We start from the raw sequence: 20,332 nt of genomic DNA, 5'->3' as shown, positions 1-20,332 counted from the left end.
GTCAGTGGGTGTCAGCTACGGTTGCGGTTTCGAGACGGGCCAGCAATTCCTGCGCCAGCGCCAGGTAGGCTTGCGCGCCACGCGCGCCACGGTCGTACGCCAGGCCGGGCAGGCCATGGCTCGGCGCCTCCGCCAGGCGGATATTGCGCGGAATGACGGTGTCGAACACTTTATTGCGAAAATGCTGGGCCAGCTGCGCGGCCACCTGCTGCGACAGATTGCTGCGCGCATCGAACATGGTGCGCAACAAGCCGACGATCTCGATGGACGGGTTGACGGCGGCGCGCACCTTGCGCAGCGTCGTCACCAGATCGGACAGCCCTTCCAGCGCGTAGTACTCGCACACCATCGGAATCAGCACGCTCTCGGCCGCCACCAGACCGTTCAGGGTCAGCAGATTCAACGACGGCGGGCAGTCGATGAGAATGTAGTCATAGGCGCCGGCCACCTCGGACAGGGCGGTCTTCAGCCGCTGCTCGCGCGCGAGTTCGTGCACCAGCTCGAGCTCGGCCCCGGCCAGATCGCGATTGGCGGGCAACACATCGTAGCCGCCCTCGCGCGCAGGCTGGCGCACCTCGGCGGCGGTCGCGTCGCCGAGCAGCACCTGATACACGGTCCGTTCGAGCTTCTGCTTGGCGATGCCGCTGCCCATGGTGGCATTGCCCTGCGGATCCAGATCGACGATCAGCACGCGGCGGCCGAGCTCGGCCAGGCTGGCGGCCAGATTGACCACGGTGGTGGTCTTGCCGACGCCGCCTTTCTGATTGGCTACCGCGATGATGCGAGTGGTCATTGCAGTACCGCTCTCACCAGATGCCGTTCGGCCTCGAGACCGGGCACCACGAGCGTCTCGACCGCCGCGACGCGGACGTCGGCCGGCAAGGAGGCGATTTCCTCGTAGGGGTAGACCCCCTTCATCGCCAGGAACTGGCCACCCTCGGCCAGCAGATGGCGCGTCAGCTTCACGAACTCCGACAATTCGGAAAAAGCGCGGCTGGTAATGCGGTCGAAACGAAAATCCGGTCGATAAAGCTCGACGCGGGAGGTGACCACCTCCACATTGGACAGGCCCAGTTCGATCACGGCCTGGCGCAGGAACGTCGTTTTCTTGTGATTGGAATCGAGCACCGCCACTTGCAGATCGGGACGCGCGATGGCCGCCGGGATACCGGGCATGCCGCCGCCCGAACCGACATCGAGCAGACGCTCGCCGCCGTCCAGCCGCGGCACCAGGCTCAGGCTGTCGAGCAAGTGATAGCTGACCATGCGCTCTTCGTCGCGCACGGCGGTCAGATTATAGGTTTGATTCCATTTGGCCAGCAGCGCCAGATAGCCATCCAGCAGGGCGACCTGCGCGGCGGAGAGATCCAGCCCGAGCCCGGCGAGCCCGTGGGTCAATTCGGAGATATGAGTCATGCAATTTTCTTGGCGTCGGTGAAGCCACGTTTCAGATGGACCATCAAAAGCGCCACGGCGGCCGGGGTGACGCCCTGGATGCGCGACGCCTGACCCAATGTTTCCGGACGGTGCGTATTAAGTTTCTGCTGTACTTCCTTGGACAGGCCGGAGACGAGAGCGTAGTCGATATCCTCAGGCAGGCGGACCTGCTCCAGATCGTCGCGGCGCGCGAGTTCGTCATTCTGCCTGTCGATATAGCCCTGGTATTTGACCTGAATTTCCACCTGCTCGGCAACCACTGCGTCATCGACGCCGGCGCCGGCCTCGGCCAGCGCCATCAGGCCGGGATAAGTGACATCCGGGCGCTTGAGCAGATCGTGCAGACTGTACTCGCGTTCGATCGCGCGGCCCAGCAGGCGCTCGACCGCGGCCATATCGACGCGGGACGGATGCAGCCAGGTCGCCTTCAGGCGTGCCTTCTCGGCTTCCACCGCATCGCGCTTGCGGCAAAACGCATCCCACTGCGCGTCGCCGACCAGCCCCAGCTCGCGTCCGGCTTCGGTCAGCCGCAGGTCGGCGTTATCCTCGCGCAGCTGCAGACGGAACTCGGCGCGGCTGGTGAACATGCGGTAGGGCTCGGCGACGCCCTTGGTGATCAGATCGTCGACCAGCACGCCGAGATAGGCCTGGTCGCGACGCGGACACCAGCCTTCTTCCTCGAAAGCATAGCGTGCGGCATTCAGACCGGCGAACAGCCCCTGCGCGGCGGCTTCTTCGTAACCGGTGGTGCCGTTGATCTGGCCGGCAAAGAACAAACCGCGGATATGCTTGCTTTCGAACGTCGACTTCAGACCGCGCGGATCGAAGAAATCGTACTCGATGGCATAGCCGGGGCGCAGAATGTGGGCGTTTTCCATGCCCGGAATGCTGCGCACCAGCGCCAGCTGGATATCGAAAGGCAGACTGGTCGAAATGCCATTGGGGTAATACTCGTGCGTATCCAGCCCTTCCGGCTCCAGGAAGATCTGGTGGCTGTCCTTGTCGGCGAAGCGATTGATCTTGTCTTCGATGGACGGGCAGTAGCGCGGGCCGACGCCCTCGATCTTGCCGGTGAACATCGGGCTGCGATCGAAGCCCGAACGGATGATCGCGTGCGTTTCGAGCGTGGTGTGAGTGACATAGCACGGCAGCTGGCGCGGATGCATTTCGCGTGAGCCGCGCACCGAGAACACCGGCTCGGGCGTATCGCCCGGCTGCGCTTCCATCACCGAAAAGTCGATGCTGCGACCGTCGATGCGGGGCGGCGTCCCGGTCTTGAGACGGCCGGCCGGCAAATCCAGCTCGCGCAGACGCGCGCCGAGCGACGAGGCGGCCTGGTCGCCGGCACGCCCGCCGCTGTAGTTCTCCAGACCGACGTGGATCTTGCCCGACAGAAAGGTCCCGGCGGTCAGCACCACGCTGGAAGCGTAAAACTTGAGGCCGATGGCCGTGACCGCACCGACGACGCGATCGCCTTCGACCAGCAGATCGTCAACCGGCTGCTGGAACAGCATCAGGTTTTCTTGATTTTCCAGCATATGACGGATGGCGGCCTTATAACGCACGCGATCGGCCTGGGCGCGCGTCGCGCGCACCGCCGGTCCCTTGGACGCATTGAGCGTGCGAAACTGGATGCCGCCGATATCGGTGGCCAGCGCCATCGCGCCGCCGAGCGCATCGACCTCGCGCACCAGATGACCTTTGCCGATGCCGCCTATCGACGGATTGCACGACATCTGCCCCAGCGTTTCGATGTTATGCGTAAGAAGCAGGGTGGAACGCCCCATGCGCGCAGCCGCCAGGGCCGCTTCGGTACCGGCGTGGCCGCCGCCCACCACTATCACGTCAAAGCGAGTCGGATAAATCATGGTCTGGCCTGAAAAATCGCAGCAAAAAAACAGCTTATTTTACGCCAAAACGACAATTTTTGTAAGTCGTTGATTTACAAACCATCGCACCGTAACCACGCCGTCATCGCCGCGTCACGACAAAGTCACGCTGCGGACATAGAACCTTCAAGCCCCGCCGTTAACATTTGGTCACAAATTACGCCGGAGGATAGATCATGCAGCTCACAGAAGGCATTGCCCCCCGTCGCGAACAGCGGCTCACGGTCCGTGTCGCCGAAACGGCACAAGACGTACAGCGCGCGCAAAAGCTGCGCTTCGAGGTCTTTGCCGGCGAAATGGGCGCCCAGCTCGCCTCGGCCGCGCAGGGCATAGACCGCGACGAGTACGACGAGCTGTGCGATCACCTTATCGTGGAAGACCGCAGCACCGGCCGCGTGGTCGGCACCTACCGCATGCTGTCCCCGGCCGCCGCGCGCCGCGCGCCCAGCCTGTACTCGGAGCATGAATTCGATATCGCCCGCCTCGGCCACCTGCGCGACAGCCTGATCGAAGTCGGTCGTTCCTGCGTGCACAAGAAATATCGCAGCGGCGCCGTGATCGCCCTGCTGTGGTCGGGACTCGCCGATTACGTCAACCAGCATGGCGGCGAATACCTGGCCGGCTGCGCGAGCGTCAGCCTCGCCGACGGCGGCCACCAGGCCGTCAGCCTGTACCGCCAGCTCGAAACCAGCCATCTGTCGCCGACCGACTGGCGCGTCTTCCCGCATCTGCCGCTGCCGCTGGATCGCATCCAGGACGATGCGGCCCCGGCCCCGATGCCGCCGCTGATCAAGGGCTATCTGCGCGCCGGCGCCTACGTCTGCGGCGAGCCGGCCTGGGACCCCGATTTCAATTGCGCCGATTTTTTCATGCTGCTGCCGATGTCGCGCCTCAACGGCCGCTACAACCGGCATTTTGTCGCCTGACGCGACACCCGGCCGGCCCGCATGGCGGTATACAATATCGCCATGCGCCATTCTTTCGACACCATCGGCATCATCCACTCCCCGTTCCGGGAAAAATTCGGCATCCCGCGCCAGCCGGCGCTGGCGCCGGCGGCACGCCTGCGCCTGCAACTGCTGCCGCCCTACGACCACCCGGATTGCGTGCGCGGCCTCGACGCGTTTTCGCATGTCTGGATCAGCTTCGTCTTTCACGAGACCGCCGCCCGCGGCTGGAGCGCGCTCGTGCGCCCGCCCCGTCTCGGCGGCAATACGCGCGTCGGGGTGTTCGCCAGCCGCTCATCCCACCGTCCGAACCCGCTCGGCCTGTCGCTGGTCGAACTGATAGGCATAGAGCGCGAACACGGGCTCAGCCTGATCCTCGGCGGCGCCGATCTGCTCGACGGCACCCCGGTGCTCGATATCAAGCCCTATATTCCGTTTGTCGAATCGCGCCCCGACGCGCGCGGCGGATTCGTCGACGGACCGCCGCCCACGCTGGCGACGCGCTGGAGCGAAGCCGCGCGCCGACAATGCGTGGCCCTGGCCTCGCCGCCGTCCGAGCTGCAGCCGCTGATCGAACAGATGCTCGCGCAGGACCCGCGTCCGGCCTACCAGGACGATCCGGCACGCGAATATGGAATCGCGCTGTGGAATTACAACATTCGGTTTCGCATTGCAGACGAATGCGCGGAAATACTTGAAATAACAGAAATCGGCCTGAACTAACAGGCAGGCCAGTAGTCACACCGTGGCATTCTGACCTCTCAATGGAGAAAACCCCCTTATGATTCGCGCGAAGACGATTTTGCTCGCCTTCACCATGGTTTCGGTGCTGGCAGCCCCCCTGGCCGAGGCCGCACGCCTTGGCGGCGGACGTAGTGCCGGCATGCGCCGCGTTGCGCCGACCCAGACCTATACTCCGGCTCCGGCCGCGCCGGCGGCGCCGGCACCGGCCCCCGCACAAGCCGCCCCGCGTCGCGGCCCCGGCATCGGCACCGCCGTTGCGGCCGGTGCTGCAGGCGCCGCCGTCGGCTACATGATAGGCTCCTCGCACGGCAACCAGGCCAACGCCGCGCCGGCGCCGGCCAATGCCTCGCAACCGGTGGCCGCTCCGGTACAGGAACCCGAGCGCAGCATACCCTGGGGCCTGATCGCCGGTCTGGTCGCCCTGCTGGCAGTCGGCTTGATGTGGTTCCGCCGCCGTGCGGGCACCCCTGAAGACCCGCGCACGCAGCCGCTGCAATCGCCGGCCGCCGGCCAGAACCGCTTCGAACCCATCCCCAAGATAGGCTCCGGCTTCCCGGCCGCAGGCGGTTTCGCGACGGCCGAAGCACCGGTCTCGCGCCTGCCGGACGGCACCGAAACGCCGTATTTCCTGCGCCAGGCCAAGGCGACCTTCCTGCACCTGCAGAGCCTCAACACGCCTGACAGCGTCGAAGAAGTCCGCCGTTACATGACGCCCGAGCTGTTCGACGAACTGCGCGGCACCATCGCCGGCAACGGCGACGTGGCCGACTTCCAGAACCTCGATTGCAGGCTGATCGATTCGGCGGCCGAAGCCGGGCGCTATATCGCCAGCGTCCGCTTCAGCGGGCAAGTCAGCGAGTCGGTCAACGCGTCCCCGGTTCCGTTCAACGAGACCTGGCACTACGTGAAGGATCCGGCCGGCACCAAATGGCTGGTCGCCGGCATCCAGCAAGACTGATCCCGCCTGGAACGACCCGGCCCGGTTACGCCGCACTCGCGGCCTGACCGGGCTTTTTGCATATTGAAGTCGGCTAGCTGTCCCGCTTGAACTAAACTGGAATGCCTATTGCTTGCACTGCGGTACGGGGTAATACTCCCCTATTTACGCCATATTCTCCAAGGATTCATCAATGACGCTTGCATCGCCAACGTATGCCGGGATGGTGCTCGGTAGTCATTTCCAGCCTGTCTACAGCCTCGCGCACCGGCGCACGGTCGGCGTCGAAGCCTTGCTCAGAGCCAGCGTCGATGGCCAGCCATTGGAACCCGAAGATGCGTTTCTGCGCATGTCGACAGCCGAGCAGCGCCACCATATGGACATGGTGGTCTGTGCCGCCCATACCGCGCGCTTCGCGACGCAGGAGCACGAACCGCGCTGGCTGTTCCTCAATATCGACGCCGCCTCGCTGACCGAACCCGAGCGCACGGCCGAACTCGCCGACATCATCACCTCCAGCGGGGTGGAACCGAGCAGCGTGGTGCTCGAAGTCCTCGAACATGTCCTGGAACTGGACGACAGACTCGTATCCGGCATCCGGCATCTGAAAACGCAGGGCTTCTCGCTCGCCATCGACGACTTCGGCGTCGGCCACTCCAACTTTGACCGGGTGTGCGAGCTGATGCCCGACATGGTCAAATTCGACCGCCACCTGTTGCGCGGCGCCGCCACCCAGCCGCGCATGCGCGACCTGCTGCAGCGGCTGGTGCACCTGATGCATGAAACCGGGGCCATGGTAGTGCAGGAAGGGGTGGAAACCGAACAGGACGTGCTGCTGGCCCTGGAATCGGGGTGCGATCTGGTACAGGGCTATTACGTCGCCCGCCCCGCGCTCAAACCCGACTCCGATGCGCTGATTACGCCGCGCATCGACGCACGCTGGGACGACCTGATGGTGCGCGACCTGCTCAAGCGCAAGCTCACGCGCCGCCAGCTCGAACTCGCCCGCCAGTCTTTCGTACAAAGCGCGATCTCGCTGATGCAGAACACCGCCTTCGACGAAGCCGCCAAACCGATGCTGGCCATCCCCGACGTGATCCGCTGTTTTCTGCTCGACAGCGAAGGCCGCCAGATCGGACGCAACCTCAACACCCGCCAGGCGCGCAAGATCAGCCCGCGCTTTGCGCCGCTGGCCGACACCACCGGCGCCGTCTGGTCGCGGCGGCCGTATTTTCAACACGCCATCGATCAGCCGGGCGTGCTGTATATGAGCGATCCCTATCTGTCGATGACCGACACCCGCAGTTGCGTCACCCTGTCCATGGCCATCGAAATCAACGAAGCCATGCACGTGTTGTGCGCCGACATGCTGACGCCGACCGTCACCCGTTAAACAGGGTGCAGCATCGAGTACCGTAATGAATCGTGCCGCAAGGCTTGCAGGTTCGCTCCCGTGGAACGAGCCCAATGAAAGGACGACGACAATGGCAGCATCACTGGATCAGGCCGCGCAAGAACAGATTTTTGTTTCTGCACGCACCTTCAACAAATTCACCGACCGCACCGTCAACGACGAAACCGTACGACGCCTGTACGACTTGCTGAAATGGGGCCCGACCTCGATGAACGCCCAGCCCGGGCGCTACCTGGTGCTGCGCAGCGCCGAAGCGCGCGCGCGCCTGCTGCCGGCGCTGGGCCCCAGCAATGTCGACAAGACGAGGCTCGCGCCGCTGACCGTGATCATCGCCCACGACACCCGCTTTTACGACCAGCTGCCGACTCAGTTTCCCGCCTACGACGCCCGCCCGATGTTCGAGGCCAACGCCGAGCTGGCCAGCCTGACCGCACTGCGCAACGGCACGCTGCAAGGCGCCTACCTGATCATCGCCGCCCGCATGCTCGGGCTGGATGCCGGCCCGATGAGCGGCTTCGACAACGCGCGCGTCGATGCCGAATTCTTTCCGGATGGCGGATGGAAGAGCAACTTCATCGTCAACCTCGGCTACGGCGACGCCTCGGGCAACCACCCGCGCGGCCCGCGCCTGCCCTTCGACACCGCCGTCAAGGTCCTGTGACGGCACGGCGAGGCGACCACGGTCGCCTCGCTTCCTGTCCCTTGCCGCCGCGCCTTACTGCGCGGACGGGACGTCCGAAATATATTCGAACAGCGTCACCACTTTCAGCACGCCCGACGTCTCGCTGACCACGGTCGTCGCGGCATCGCCCTCGGTGTGCGAGACCAGACCCAGCAGGTACACCACGCCGCGCTCGGTCACCACCTTGAGCGCCTGCGACGCATACTTGCCGTCCAGCAGGCGGCCGCGCACCTTGGCCGTGATCCAGGCGTCGTTATTGCGCTGACCAAGGGTCGATGCCACATCCACCACGGTGTAATTCTGCACCCGGCGCACATTCGGCAGCGCACGCACGATGGTTTCCGCCTCGCGCCGCGCCTCGTCGCTAGGCACCTCGCCGGTCATCAGCACGGTCTGGTTGAAACTGGTCACATTCACATGCGCCGTCGGCAGACGCGTCGAGATCTGGTTACCCGCCTTCAACTCTATCGTCTGGTCGTTGACATAGGTCCCCGTCGAACGACGGTCGCTGGCGACCAGCGTCGCGCCGACCGCACCGCCCGCCACCAGCGGGAACAGGCAGCCGGACAAGGTCGAGGCCAGCACCGCGGCGCAGCCCAGAGCAAGCCAGCCCCGTCGCATCACTCGCCTCCCAGCAGCATGTAGTCGATGGCGTCGCACAGCGCATGGATCAGCAGGATATGCACCTCCTGGATACGCGCGGTCCGCATCACCGGCACATTGAGCAGAATATCTTCCGGCGACAGAATCTCGCTGATCTTGCCGCCATCCTTGCCGGTCAGCGCGATCACGCCCATGCCGCGCTCGTGCGCCGCATAGATCGCCTCGATCACATTGGCCGAATTGCCCGAGGTCGAAATCGCCAGCAACAGATCGTTGGTATGGCCGAGCGCGCGCACCTGCTTGGAAAACACCATGTCGAAATCGTAATCGTTGCCGATCGCGGTCAAGGCCGAGGTGTCGGTCGCCATCGAGATCGCCGCCAGACCCGGGCGCTCTTTTTCGAAACGGCCGACCATCTCGGCCGCAAAATGCTGCGCATCGGCGGCCGAACCGCCGTTGCCGCAGGCCAGTACCTTGCCTTCGTTCATGAAGCAGGAGACCATGCGCTCCGCCGCCGCCGCGACGGCCGGCGACAGTGCCTCCATCGAGGTCTGTTTGGCGGCGATGCTTTCCAGAAAATGCCCGTTAACGCGATCGATGAGATCCATGATTCTTCCTTGTGTGATGCGGCATATTGCTACACCTGAATGTTTTTGAGCCAGACCGGCCCCGACTCGCCGTCGCTGACCACCGCGTCGAAGCGGCAGTTGTCGGTCACGCCGCGAGCCTGGCAATACGCGTTCGCCGCCAGCCGCAGCCGGCGACACTTGGCCGGGGTGATGCTGGCCAGCGCCCCGCCGAAACGCGAGGCGCTGCGGTGACGAACCTCGACCAGCACCCAGACCGCCCCGTCGCGCATGACCAGATCGATCTCGCCGCCGCGGCAGCACCAATTGCGTTCGACCAACCGTAGTCCGTGTTGTTGCAAAAAAACCAGCGCGCGATCCTCCGCCGCGCGACCGGCGCTATTCATCTCATTTCGCCGGCGCATCCGCCGTCATGATGGACAACGGCAGATTGCGCTCGAACTGGCGGTCGCGGCCCAGCTTCAAGTCGCCGGTCACGCCATTCAGTCGCAGACCGGACGCGGTCCAGCGCGGTTGCGCCATCATCACCGCCAGACGGTAGGCATCGATGCCCAGCGCGTACAGACGCTCCGTCTGCAACGTCAGCGTGCTCTGCGGCCGCGGGTAACGCTTGACCTCGGACTGCTCGCGCATCAGAAACCACGGCATATCGATGAAGCGGATACCGGCCAACCCCGCCTCCGGGGAGCGCGTATTGAGCTGCGAGGTCGCGTACACCGCCAGATCCGGCGACAGGCCGGCCTTGAGCACCGCGGCCGCATGCGGCTCCAGCGCCACAAACACGCCATCGCTGGCCGCCACCGCCGCCGCGAGCCCGGCCGGCGCGCCGCCGTTCCAGACAAGCGCAGCCGGCGCGTGCCCGCCCAGGCGCCGCCATTCGTCGGCGAAAGCCTGCTGCAAGCGGCGCGACAAGGCCTCGTCGTCGCTGACCACCAGCGGGGCCATGCGACCATCCTCATGCATCTGGCGCGCGATCTGGCGCCCCTCGCTCTCGACCGACAGCGACAGGCTCAGCAAGCGCGGGCTGGCCGGCGTCCCCGGCTCCAGCGTATTGAGCACCAGCGTCGGCACCTTGACGAAAGGCGCCACCGCGGCGATGCCCTGCCGCGTGAGCGGACCGACCATCACGTTGACGCCGCCGGCGACCGCCTCGCGATAACGCGCGGCGACATTGTTTTCCTGCTCGTCGACAAACACCACCTCGGCATTCTGCTCGGTGGCGGCCGCGGCCTCGAAGCCCGCGCGCACCACCTGGGCCGCCTCGCCCAGCGTCCGCGACTCGGTCGGCAGCAACAGACCGATGCGGATATGCGCGGGCGTATGCCCGGCCCGCACCGTCTGCGGTGCGCTGGCAGGCAGGGACGTCACCGCCGCTGCTGCCGCCGCCGCGGCCGGCCGCGGCAGCGGCGGCTCATTCAGGCTTTGCAGCGGCGCCGCGTTGAGTTGAATGATATAGTCGGGTTGCTGGGCGGCCGCATGTGCGCCCAGCCATGTCAACACGATGCCAACCACCAGCGGAGCCAGTTTTTGCATACGTCGTTTGCTCACTTGATTGAATCTTCCCGAGAAAGTTTTGCTCGCGGGACATTATATGTGTTGGCCACCCCCATTGGGAATCTGGCTGACATCACCGCGCGCGGACTCGCCGCCTTCGGCGTGGCCGATGTGGTCTGCGCCGAGGATACGCGCGTCACCGGACAGCTGCTGAAGTCCTACGGCATCCACGCCACCCGCCTGGTCAGCCTGCGCGAACACAACGAGCGCAGCATGGCCGAACAGGTGATCAACTGGCTCAGGGAAGACCAGATCGTGGTGCAAGTCTCCGATGCCGGCACGCCGGCCGTGTCCGACCCCGGCGCGCGCCTCGCGCAGGCGGTGCGCGCCGCCGGCCTGCGCGTCTGCCCGATTCCCGGCCCCTCGGCCGTGATCGCCGCGCTGTCCGCGAGCGGGCTCACCGCGCCGTCGTTTCTGTTCCACGGCTTTCTGCCGCCCAAGTCCGGCGAGCGGCGGCGCACGCTCGCGCAATGGAGCGCGGCCCCCTACTGCGTGGTGTGCTACGAAGCCCCGCACCGCATCGAGGACAGCCTGAGCGACATCGTAGCCGAACTCGGCGCCGACCGCCCGCTATTGCTGGCCCGCGAGCTGACCAAGACTTTCGAGACCCTGCGCGCGCAGTCGGCCGGCGAGATGCTCGAGTGGGTCCGCTCCGACGCCAACCAGCGCCGCGGCGAGATCGTGCTGATCATCGATGCCGTCCCGCGCGTCGACGACGACGAGGCGCTGCCGCCGGACGCGGTCAAGACGCTCGAGATCCTCGCCGCCGAACTGCCGACCCGCCAGGCCGCGCAGTTGGCCGCCCGCATCACCGGCGCCAACAAGAAAAAGCTGTACGACCTCGCGCTGAGCCTGAAACCCGAACGCGAATAAGCCGTCCCCGTTTACAAGCCGCCGCGCTTTGGGTAAACTGCCCTCCTCTGACTTGGCCCAGGTGGCGAAATTGGTAGACGCAGGGGACTCAAAATCCCCCGCCGCAAGGTGTGCCGGTTCGAGTCCGGCCCTGGGCACCATCACCAAGTCCAAGGTGATCCGATATCGACCTAAAACCCGCACAGCACAAAGCTCTGCGGGTTTTTTGTTTCCAGAGTCGTCCACTCAAATCCATAGGAATCCGGGGGTACCTGGGGGTAGAATTGGGGGTATACCCGGTTCGATTAGGGAGTTACCCCCAAATGCCCCTGACAGCCTTAGCCATCAAGAATGCCAGGCCTACGGACAAGCCGAGAAAGCTTGCCGACGAAAAAGGCTTGTTCCTGCTGATCAACCCGAACGGCTCCAAGTACTGGCGCCTGAAATACCGCATCGACGGCAAAGAAAAATTGCTGGCGATCGGCGTTTACTGCGGCCCCACCCAGTACGACGAAAACGGCAAAGCCAAGACTGAGAAGATTCAGGTCTCGCTCACCGAAGCCCGTGACCTGGCGTATGAAGCCAGGAAGCAGATCAAGGACGGCATCGACCCCAACCAGGCAAAACAGCAGGTAAAGCAACAAGCGATCTTCGATGCCGAAAATTGTTTTGAAGCTGTGGCGCGTGAATGGCACACCCGATCCGCCGCACGCTGGTCCGCCGACCATGCGGCCAGAATCCTGCGTCGCATTGAAGTTGAGCTGTTCCCTACCCTAGGCAAACGATCAGTCAACGAACTGAAAACTCGCGACCTGCTGATGGCGCTGCGCCCCGTCGAAGAACGTGGACACCTGGACGTCGCCAGCCGTCTGCAGCAATACATCACCGCCATCATGCGCTATGCCGTGCAGATCGGCCGTATCGAGTCCAACCCGGCCGCTGACTTGCAAGGCGCACTGACGGTCGCAAAAGCAAAACACCGCCCGGCCCTGCCGCTGGCACGCTTGCCCGAACTGATCAGCCGCATCAACCAATTCAATGGTCGCAAACTGACCCAAGCAGCGCTACGTTTCACCCTGCTGACCTTCGTCCGCTCTAGCGAACTGCGCTTCATGCGCTGGAACGAAATCGACTGGAAACGCGCCACCTGGACCATTCCTGCCGAGCGCGAAGCCATCGACGGCATCAAGCACTCACAACGTGGCGCCAAAATGCGCACGCCGCATGTCGTCCCACTGCCGCGGCAGGCCATGGCCGTGCTGGAGGAAATCAAACTGATGACTGGGCATGGTGAGTTCGTCTTCGCCGGCGACCACAACCCCAACAAGCCGATGTCGGAGAACACCATCAACAAAGCCCTGCGGCTGATGGCCTACGACACCGAACAGGACATCTGTGGCCACGGCTTCCGGGCGATGGCCTGCAGCGCACTGAACGAATCCGGGCTATGGGCGCAGGACATCATCGAGCGGCAGATGAGCCATCAGGAACGCAACGGCGTGCGGGCGGCGTACATCCACAAGGCGGAGTACCTGACCCAACGCAGCCAGATGATGCAGTGGTGGGCGGATTTCTTGGATGTGCAACGGGGCGGGGAGTATGTTCAGGCGGTTGAGTTTGCTCGCCCATTGCGTTGAGAGCCTAGACGCTCTTGATAAGGGATATGCTCAACTACACAACCACCTTAGATCATGAAGTTTTCCTATACGGCAAACCTTTGGTGTGCGCGTGAAGTATCTGGCCAAAGCATCACCGTTCCAATCAGGAAGATCTCCTCAAAGTGCCTGTCCGGGCATAAATGCTGTATAGTTAAACGTATTGTTGCCCTACTTTTAATATTTGTTTTTGAAATGAGGGCTTAGGAGAGATATGGCACTTAATGCAACCCAACTTTCAGCACTATCTCGCCTGTTTTCGGCAAGCGTGCTTCGAGAGATGGCGAAAAAAGGCAATTCGCCCTTGTTCGCGCGGTTGCTTGTAGACACGGGACTTCTGACTCGCCAAGCACAAACAGCTATGCAAACAGTCAGTGCAGCCTTTGAGGCGGCATTTGCTGATTTAAACCAACTTGGCAAGCGCGACGAGTATGTCTATCGTGCAGCCCTGACCCACAAAATTTTACTGGGGATTCATTCACTCAACACTGCTAGCATGCTAACTGAATTTAGAGTTGGCAATTCAAAAGCAGACGTAGTCATCTTGAATGGCACCAGTACAGTATATGAAATAAAATCCGAGCGAGATTCATTAGCACGGCTCGAAAACCAGATTTTCAACTACCGTAAAGTATTTGCAAAAATTTACGTGATAGCTGCAGAGTCACATGTGCAAGATATAATTAACTGCACATCGAGTGATATTGGTGTAATGAGTTTAGGATGCAGAAATCGAATTAGCACTAAACGCGAAGCAACTGAGCAAATTAATTCTATCTGTCCTGTCACGATCTTTGAGTCTCTAAGATCTACTGAAGCATCGATGATACTTAGAAACCTAGGAATTGATGTACCTGATGTACCGAACACTATGCTGTATAGTGTGATGCGAGAGTGTTTTTCCCGCTTAGCGCCAGAAGATGTACACCAACAAATGGTTCAAACGTTAAAAAAGACACGGAAACTTGTGTCGCTTAGTAGCCTCGTTGACAAAATGCCAAAGTCATTGCAGCCAGCAGTCCTCACTACTCAGCTACGACGAGCAGACCATGAACGGTTAATTATGGCAATAAATACGCCTTTAGATGAAGCGCTTAATTGGACATAATGAACATGTACCATCCATACTTTCGGAGCAAGCAATTTGAGTTAATTGCGATTCGTGAAACCGCAGAATTATTGACCATATCTGGTTTCGTGCCGATTATCGAGCCGGTGAAGGACTCACTGAATGGCCTTGAACGCGCTCTAAAATCTATATGCGATGCGCATGGTCAAGCGATTGTAATTGTCAATCCAGCTTACGGCGACCATGCAGGAAACGGCAATGGCATATCAAAGTTACTAGATGATAGCTTCCTAGAGAAAGATAACATTACCGCTGGCATTCTATTGACAGATGATATGACAGTGGGTCAGGCCATCCAATGTTACGAAGAGCACGCCACGCACAGCCCGTCCTTCGTGCATGCGGGCTTCACTGAAGGGCGTTTATTATCTGAGGCAATTGGCGACAAACTCGCTGAAACGCGCCATATTTTTTTCGAAAAATATTGTAGCAAACCTTATCGAAAGCATTTTAAAGGGGCGCAACGAGTTCTCCTTTATGACGGCTTCAACAAAATGAAAAACTCGGATTATCCGTCCATTGAGAAATTCTCGGATCTTCACATTACATATGAAGATGAGGGCATGGATGGATTCGGTGATTTTCTTATTGTTGGCGACGATTTTAGAGAGGGAGGCGGGCCTGCTTATGCGGTAGCAATTCACCTCACTTTTATTGATCCTGATCAGGATGACGTGATGTATATCTATCACTTCGTCTCGACAAGCAATAATACCCCAACAGACCCCGCAGGTAAGTTTAGCCAAGCCCTTGACAAGCTAATAACTAAACTAGACTCTGGCTCATCTAAAATATTTGAAGGGGAAGCAATCAAAGAGTTTAGAGAGCTCCATGCAAAAAGGCATTTCCCTGGCCTCGGTCATATCAAGAAACTATCGATGAAGCATCATATCGAGACTTTAGCAAACTTTTTCTCCCTCGTATGATTTGATCATGTCTACATTATGTTGCCCTGAATGCTTTGGTGACCGAGGTTTACGAAATAGTATTATTCCATCTCTTGACCCAGATTATGGTAAATGCAGCTTTTGTGGATCATCAAATGTTGATTTGATTGAACCCAGAAAACTTGCAGATGTGTTCGAAATGCTCATTGGAATATATGAGCAGGATGAAACAGGAAAATCTCTCGTTGAATGGATGAGGGATGACTGGCGGATATTTTCGCATGAAAGCATGGACAACGCTCATGCAAAAGAACTGCTGGGTGAGATTCTTGATGATGGCGAAATTGTTCGTAAGAAATTTTCTCCATCAGAAACATATCAGAGTGAAGGGCTTGCTCGCTGGGAAACCCTGCGTGATGAGCTCATGTATCACAACATGGACGAGCCCCCTGAAACATAGGACACCGATTCCCGCTTAGAATAAGGGATAGGTTTAAGGCTATGTTTATGACTAACACCAACAACAAGACAGACGTGCTCGGACCCGAGCGTCGTCGCCGCTGGAGCATCGAAGAGAAGCAGGCCATCGTTGCCGAGAGCTTCATGCCCGGCCAGTCGGTTTCCCTCGTTGCCCGCCGTCATGGGCTCAATCCCAATCAGCTGTTCAAGTGGCGCAAGCTTTATCAGGAAGGCAGCCTATCGGCGATTGCCGCGGGAGAAGAAGTCGTGCCCGCCTCTGAATTGGCTTCTGCCATCAAGCAAATACGCGAACTACAGCGACTCCTCGGCAAGAAGACGATGGAGAACGAAATCCTCAAAGAAGCCGTGGAAATCGCCCGCGCAAAAAAGTGGATTGCGCGCTCACCCTTATTGCCGGGGGAAGACCAGTAGCACCGGTCTGTGCTTCGCTTGGGTTGGCGCGTTCGAATGTGATTCGCCGTGTGTCGCGTCCTGTCGATTGGCGGGATGGTCGTTCTTGTCGACCATCCGATGATAGCGAGTTGGTCGAGGAGATCCGAGCTGCCATTTCTCCGTTGCCCAGCTACGGCTACCGCCGGACTTGGGGGGTGATTCGCCGGCAGCGAGAGGCCGGTCACTTGCCGCCGGTCAACGTGAAGCGCGTTTATCGCGTCATGCGCCAGCATGGTCTGCTGCTTCAGCGGCGGATCAAGAAACCAGGCACCCCGCGGCGCCATGATGGTAGGGTTGCTGTTGCCGACAGTAATCGCCGCTGGTGCTCTGACGGCTTCGAATTTCGCTGCGATAACGGCGAAAAGCTGCGTGTCGTGTTTGCGGAGGACTGCTGCGACCGTGAAATCATCAGTTGGACAGCCTCGACCGGGGGCTACACGGGCGACATGGTTCGAGATGTCATGTTGGAAGCTGTTGAGAAACGCGGCATTCAGTTGGGCATCTCGCCCGAGGTGGAATGGCTGAGCGACAATGGTTCGAGTTATATTGCCGCCGACACGCGGCTGTTTGCGCGAGAAATCGGCCTCAAGCCGTTAACCACGCCCGTCTGCAGCCCGCAGAGTAACGGCATGGCGGAAAGCATGGTCAAGACGCTGAAGCGGGACTACGTCGGCCATATGCCGAAACCGGATGCCCACACGGCCTACCGGAATCTGGCGATTGCCATTGAGCACTACAACGAGTTTCACCCGCATAGTGCGTTGAAATACCGCTCTCCACGAGAGTTTCGACGCCTGGCGGCTTCATCAACTTAAGCGTTGATCGGTGTCCTGTTATACGGGGGCAAATCCACAACAGATATTTTCTGGACGTTGATCTTGATACAGACAGACTCAAAGAGCTGTTAGATCACCTAATTGCCGACAGTTTACCGGAACTCTGGTACAGGGCTCGAATAATGACAGAGGATGCCCCCTACCCAATAGATAAGATGGGAGCCCCTCCAAAACAGTTAGCAACTCATGGCCGTGCGAATCCCACTGGCATTCCTTATCTTTATTTAGGCTCTCACCCAGCTACTGCAATCGCAGAGATCAGACGTAAGCACCCGCTCAGCACCGTCTGGATTTCCGCCATAATTCAGTGAGAATGATGTCCATCAAATTTTTAATGGACATCATTTTTTGGATACCTCTCCGCCAAGGAAGAAGCCCCGCCGTCGGCCGAACTTCCCACTCGATTTCAAGCTGCGCCTGGTCGAGGCCTCCCTGCAGCCTGGCGTCTCCGTGGCGATGCTGGCTCGCCAGCATGACCTCAACGCCAATGTGCTGTTCAACTGGCGCCACCAGTACAAGACCGGCAAGCTGCTTCCCTTGCCTCAGCTTGCATCGCCGATAGTGTTGCCCGTGCAGATCCGCGATGACGCACCGGTTTCTGCCGCGGTCGTATCCAGCGAGATCGAACTGTTCTTGCCGAAGGGCCGGCTACGCATCCAAGGGCGACCGGACCCGGATACCTTGCGTTTACTGTTGCGGGAGCTTGCGCCATGATTAGCCTGCCGGCCGGTACCCGGGTCTGGTTGATCGCCGGCCACACCGACATGCGTCGTGGTTTCGACGGGCTGGCCAGCATCGTCCAGGATACGCTCGAGAAGAATCCGTTCTCCGGCCATGTGTTCGTGTTCCGCGGGCGACGCGGGGACCGCGTCAAGCTGTTGTGGTGGAGTGGCGATGGGCTGTGCCTGCTCGCCAAGCGTCTTGAGCAGGGGCGCTTCGTCTGGCCCGCCGCCGATTCCGGTAGTGTCTATCTGACCACGGCACAGCTATCGATGCTGCTCGAGGGCATCGACTGGCGCCAGCCCCGGCGCAGTTGGGCGCCCGAGACTGTCTGAGCAGACAGTTTCGCTCCGGCCTTTCGCTCTGGCAGCATGTCGACATGCTGACCGCCACCAAACTTCCCGACGACATCGACGCCCTCAAGGCGTTGGTACGGTCCATGTCGGCACAGGTCCAGCAACTGCAAGAGGCGGTTTCTTCCCGCTCGCACGAAATTGAACGCCTCAGCCTGCTGATCGCCAAGCTGCGCCGCATGCTGTTCGGCCGCAGCTCCGAGAAGCTGGTGCGCCAGATCGAGCAGTTGCAGCTGGAGCTGGAAGAACTGCAGGCCGACGAGGCCGAAACGCCGTCCGTCGCAGCGCCCCCGGTCACGGCAACGACACGGCCTCCGGTGAAGAAGCCCTTGCCGCCACACCTGCCGCGCGAGGTGCTCACCCATCAACCCGAGGCGCCGGTGTGCCCGGCGTGCGGCGGCGACTGGCGCCAGATCGGTGAAGACGTCGCGGAAGTGTTGGAGTATGTGCCGGCGAGCTTCCGGGTCGTGCGCCATGTGCGGCCCAAATACACCTGCCGTGGCTGCGAATGCATGGGCCAAGCCCCAGCCCCCTCTCGCCCCATTGCACGTAGCTTCGCCGGTCCCGGCCTGCTGGCCCATGTGCTGATGAGCAAGTTTGGCGACCACTTGCCGCTCTATCGGCAGAGCCAGATTTACCAACGGGAAGGCGTCGAACTGGATGACGCCACGCTGGCGGACTGGGTCGGCGGCTGCAGTCGCGTGCTGCGCCCGCTGACTGATGCCCTGCGCCAGCATGTGCTCAGCGGCGACAAATTGCATGCCGACGATACGACGGTGCCAGTTCTGGCGCCAGGCAAGGGCAAAACCAAGACCGGACGCCTATGGACTTACGTTCGCGACGACCGTCCCTCCGGCGACGACACCCCTCCTGCCGTTTGGTTTGCCTACTCGCCCGACCGGCAGGGCATTCACCCGCAAACGCACCTGAAGGACTTCAAGGGTATCCTGCAGGCCGACGCCTATGCGGGCTTCAACGAACTCTACAAGGATGGCGACATTGTAGAAGTGGCGTGCTGGGCGCATGTGCGACGGAAGTTCCACGATCTGCACATCAGTCGCGCCTCCGACCTGACCCGTGAAGCACTCGAACAAATCGGTGCGCTATACGACATCGAAACCGCCATCCGTGGCAGCCCGCCAGAACGACGCCGAGCGGTACGGCAAGAACACAGCCAACCACGTCTGGCCATCTTGCATGATTGGCTGAAGGCGCAACTGAATCAGCGATCGGGCAAATCCACGGCATCTGCTGCCATTCAGTACGCGCTGAATCAATGGCAAGCGCTGACGCGCTACGTGGACGACGGACGCATGGAGATCGATAACAATGCGGCCGAACGAGCGCTACGCGGTGTGGCGCTCGGCCGCAAGAACTATCTGTTCCTCGGCTCTGATGCGGGCGGCGAACGCGCCGCTGCGATCTACAGCCTGATTGGCACCGCCAAATTGAATGGGCACAATCCGGAAGCCTGGCTAAAGGCCGTCTTGAGCAAGATTGCCGACTATCCCGTCAATCGGGTCTGCGAACTGCTGCCCTGGAATCTATCCCTGCAGCCCCCGCCCGCAGCCTGACCTGACACCCTGCCGTAAATGAAAACACCCGGCAAGACGGTCTTGGCCGGGTGCTTACGATCAGACCACATACGGGTGAAATTGCATGTGTTGCAGAGTTTATAATTGAAAAACCTTTAACTGCAGTCGATCTCCGTGATCCACGACGGTTAGTTTCACCATTTGTTCTTGCCGATGCCAGTGCGATTGGACAGATGAGGGCAGATATCCCTTTTCTTGAAAAACTAGGGGAGGAGCTGACCAGACCAGTCCTCCCACGTAGAGCTGCTCTCGACTATATACCGAGTCAGTACTTGTGTGAGTTCATCAAAAAAAGTGGGTACAATGGAGTTGTATATCGAAGCTCCGGCGATTGTCAAAGGTGTTGAGATAATTTTACGATTTATGCAGCCAATAAATTATCGGTTTTCTCCTGCGTAATCGGTCGATCCGGATTGAGCTGAACCGCATCGTTCCAGGCCCAATTTCGTGTCTCTCCTTGCCAGCGTTCTGGCCGTGCGGTGCGAGCCGCTTGATAGACCAGATGGCGCTTCGCCAGCAAGATTTTATCCAGCCCTTGGTGCCGCTGAGCCGGGGTCACGAATTGGATGCCGCTGTGACGATGGGCGTGGCAATACCAG

Annotated in this window: 22 protein-coding genes, 1 tRNA gene and 1 pseudogene; 16 read left to right on the top strand and 8 right to left on the bottom strand. The window is 60.7% G+C overall.

Going from position 1 to position 20,332, the window contains the following annotated elements:
- Position 1: 1 nt before the first annotated feature.
- Genes G520_RS0104545 through mnmG form a run of 3 tightly spaced genes read right to left on the bottom strand, consistent with a single transcriptional unit; the run spans position 2 to position 3,305 of the window.
- The gene (locus G520_RS0104545; protein WP_028534610.1) at positions 2-793 is read right to left on the bottom strand and encodes a ParA family protein; all 792 of its coding nucleotides are present in this window, start codon (positions 791-793) and stop codon (positions 2-4) included.
- Complete coding sequence (gene rsmG, locus G520_RS0104540) at positions 790-1,416, bottom strand: 16S rRNA (guanine(527)-N(7))-methyltransferase RsmG (RefSeq protein ID WP_028534609.1); 627 nt, start codon at positions 1,414-1,416, stop codon at positions 790-792. The genes G520_RS0104545 and rsmG overlap by 4 nt, the downstream gene beginning before the upstream one ends.
- Positions 1,413-3,305, bottom strand: a complete 1,893-nt coding sequence (gene mnmG / locus G520_RS0104535; RefSeq protein WP_028534608.1) for a tRNA uridine-5-carboxymethylaminomethyl(34) synthesis enzyme MnmG — start codon at positions 3,303-3,305, stop codon at positions 1,413-1,415. The genes rsmG and mnmG overlap by 4 nt, the downstream gene beginning before the upstream one ends.
- A gap of 197 nt (positions 3,306-3,502) precedes the next feature.
- On the opposite strand from mnmG, the gene G520_RS0104530 reads away from it, so the two are divergent.
- The 5 genes from G520_RS0104530 to G520_RS0104510 all read left to right on the top strand — a co-directional run bounded on the left by G520_RS0104530 (position 3,503) and on the right by G520_RS0104510 (position 8,029).
- Positions 3,503-4,252, top strand: coding sequence for a GNAT family N-acetyltransferase (locus tag G520_RS0104530; RefSeq protein ID WP_028534607.1), 750 nt, complete (start codon positions 3,503-3,505; stop codon positions 4,250-4,252).
- A gap of 21 nt (positions 4,253-4,273) precedes the next feature.
- Positions 4,274-4,996: a tRNA (N6-threonylcarbamoyladenosine(37)-N6)-methyltransferase TrmO gene (gene tsaA / locus G520_RS0104525; protein WP_246542715.1), complete on the top strand. Its 723-nt coding sequence runs from the start codon at positions 4,274-4,276 to the stop codon at positions 4,994-4,996.
- 58 nt (positions 4,997-5,054) lie between these two features.
- Entirely contained in the window at positions 5,055-5,975 is a 921-nt protein-coding gene (locus tag G520_RS0104520) for a Tim44 domain-containing protein (RefSeq protein ID WP_036665376.1), read from the top strand.
- 172 nt (positions 5,976-6,147) lie between these two features.
- Positions 6,148-7,347, top strand: coding sequence for an EAL domain-containing protein (locus G520_RS0104515; RefSeq protein WP_028534604.1), 1,200 nt, complete (start codon positions 6,148-6,150; stop codon positions 7,345-7,347).
- A 91-nt stretch (positions 7,348-7,438) separates the two neighbouring features.
- Complete coding sequence (locus tag G520_RS0104510) at positions 7,439-8,029, top strand: malonic semialdehyde reductase (RefSeq protein ID WP_028534603.1); 591 nt, start codon at positions 7,439-7,441, stop codon at positions 8,027-8,029.
- A 54-nt stretch (positions 8,030-8,083) separates the two neighbouring features.
- Here G520_RS0104510 and G520_RS0104505 read toward each other — a convergent pair whose 3' ends face one another.
- From G520_RS0104505 to G520_RS0104490, 4 genes are read right to left on the bottom strand one after another with little or no spacing between them, the layout of a single operon-like run.
- A complete protein-coding gene (locus G520_RS0104505) occupies positions 8,084-8,671 on the bottom strand; it encodes a BON domain-containing protein (RefSeq protein ID WP_028534602.1) in 588 nt (195 codons plus the stop codon).
- A complete protein-coding gene (locus G520_RS0104500; RefSeq protein ID WP_028534601.1) occupies positions 8,671-9,261 on the bottom strand; it encodes a phosphoheptose isomerase in 591 nt (196 codons plus the stop codon). Before G520_RS0104500 ends, G520_RS0104505 begins: the two co-directional genes overlap by 1 nt.
- Positions 9,262-9,290: 29 nt before the next feature.
- Positions 9,291-9,626, bottom strand: a complete 336-nt coding sequence (locus G520_RS0104495) for a YraN family protein (RefSeq protein WP_028534600.1) — start codon at positions 9,624-9,626, stop codon at positions 9,291-9,293.
- Between the two features lies 1 nt (position 9,627).
- Entirely contained in the window at positions 9,628-10,788 is a 1,161-nt protein-coding gene (locus G520_RS0104490; protein WP_248620850.1) for a penicillin-binding protein activator, read from the bottom strand.
- A gap of 45 nt (positions 10,789-10,833) precedes the next feature.
- On the opposite strand from G520_RS0104490, the gene rsmI reads away from it, so the two are divergent.
- From rsmI to tnpC, 11 genes are all read left to right on the top strand, one after another.
- Positions 10,834-11,667: a 16S rRNA (cytidine(1402)-2'-O)-methyltransferase gene (rsmI, locus tag G520_RS0104485; protein WP_036665374.1), complete on the top strand. Its 834-nt coding sequence runs from the start codon at positions 10,834-10,836 to the stop codon at positions 11,665-11,667.
- Positions 11,668-11,722: 55 nt separating this feature from the next.
- Positions 11,723-11,807, top strand: a tRNA-Leu gene (locus G520_RS0104480).
- Between the two features lie 162 nt (positions 11,808-11,969).
- On the top strand, positions 11,970-13,283 hold the full coding sequence (locus G520_RS0104475) for a tyrosine-type recombinase/integrase (RefSeq protein ID WP_028534597.1): 1,314 nt from the start codon (positions 11,970-11,972) through the stop codon (positions 13,281-13,283).
- A 232-nt stretch (positions 13,284-13,515) separates the two neighbouring features.
- Complete coding sequence (locus G520_RS24320) at positions 13,516-14,409, top strand: sce7726 family protein (protein WP_084637475.1); 894 nt, start codon at positions 13,516-13,518, stop codon at positions 14,407-14,409.
- A complete protein-coding gene (locus tag G520_RS0104470; protein ID WP_248620849.1) occupies positions 14,409-15,356 on the top strand; it encodes a sce7725 family protein in 948 nt (315 codons plus the stop codon). The genes G520_RS24320 and G520_RS0104470 overlap by 1 nt, the downstream gene beginning before the upstream one ends.
- A 7-nt stretch (positions 15,357-15,363) precedes the next feature.
- Entirely contained in the window at positions 15,364-15,777 is a 414-nt protein-coding gene (locus G520_RS24830; protein WP_156876875.1) for a hypothetical protein, read from the top strand.
- A 47-nt stretch (positions 15,778-15,824) separates the two neighbouring features.
- Positions 15,825-17,044 (top strand): IS3 family transposase gene (locus tag G520_RS24315; RefSeq protein WP_211222765.1). Its coding sequence is split into 2 segments (ribosomal slippage): positions 15,825-16,167 and positions 16,167-17,044, totalling 1,221 coding nucleotides; the frame shifts between segments, so codons are not numbered across the junction.
- Between the two features lie 143 nt (positions 17,045-17,187).
- Complete coding sequence (locus tag G520_RS25800; protein ID WP_211222764.1) at positions 17,188-17,376, top strand: RES family NAD+ phosphorylase; 189 nt, start codon at positions 17,188-17,190, stop codon at positions 17,374-17,376.
- 37 nt (positions 17,377-17,413) lie between these two features.
- Positions 17,414-17,779 (top strand): IS66-like element accessory protein TnpA, encoded by a 366-nt coding sequence (tnpA, locus tag G520_RS0104450; protein ID WP_028534592.1) that lies wholly within the window; start codon positions 17,414-17,416, stop codon positions 17,777-17,779.
- Positions 17,776-18,120, top strand: a complete 345-nt coding sequence (gene tnpB, locus G520_RS0104445) for an IS66 family insertion sequence element accessory protein TnpB (protein ID WP_028534591.1) — start codon at positions 17,776-17,778, stop codon at positions 18,118-18,120. The genes tnpA and tnpB overlap by 4 nt, the downstream gene beginning before the upstream one ends.
- Positions 18,121-18,164: 44 nt before the next feature.
- Entirely contained in the window at positions 18,165-19,712 is a 1,548-nt protein-coding gene (tnpC, locus tag G520_RS0104440; protein ID WP_028534590.1) for an IS66 family transposase, read from the top strand.
- A 382-nt stretch (positions 19,713-20,094) separates the two neighbouring features.
- Here tnpC and G520_RS24825 read toward each other — a convergent pair.
- Positions 20,095-20,332, bottom strand: a pseudogene (locus tag G520_RS24825) (hypothetical protein); the annotation flags it as partial.

It is taken from the genome of Paludibacterium yongneupense DSM 18731, assembly GCF_000422925.1.
In the GTDB taxonomy this organism is placed as follows: Bacteria; Pseudomonadota; Gammaproteobacteria; order Burkholderiales; family Chromobacteriaceae; genus Paludibacterium; species Paludibacterium yongneupense.
This window is presented reverse-complemented; position numbering and strand designations above follow the sequence as displayed.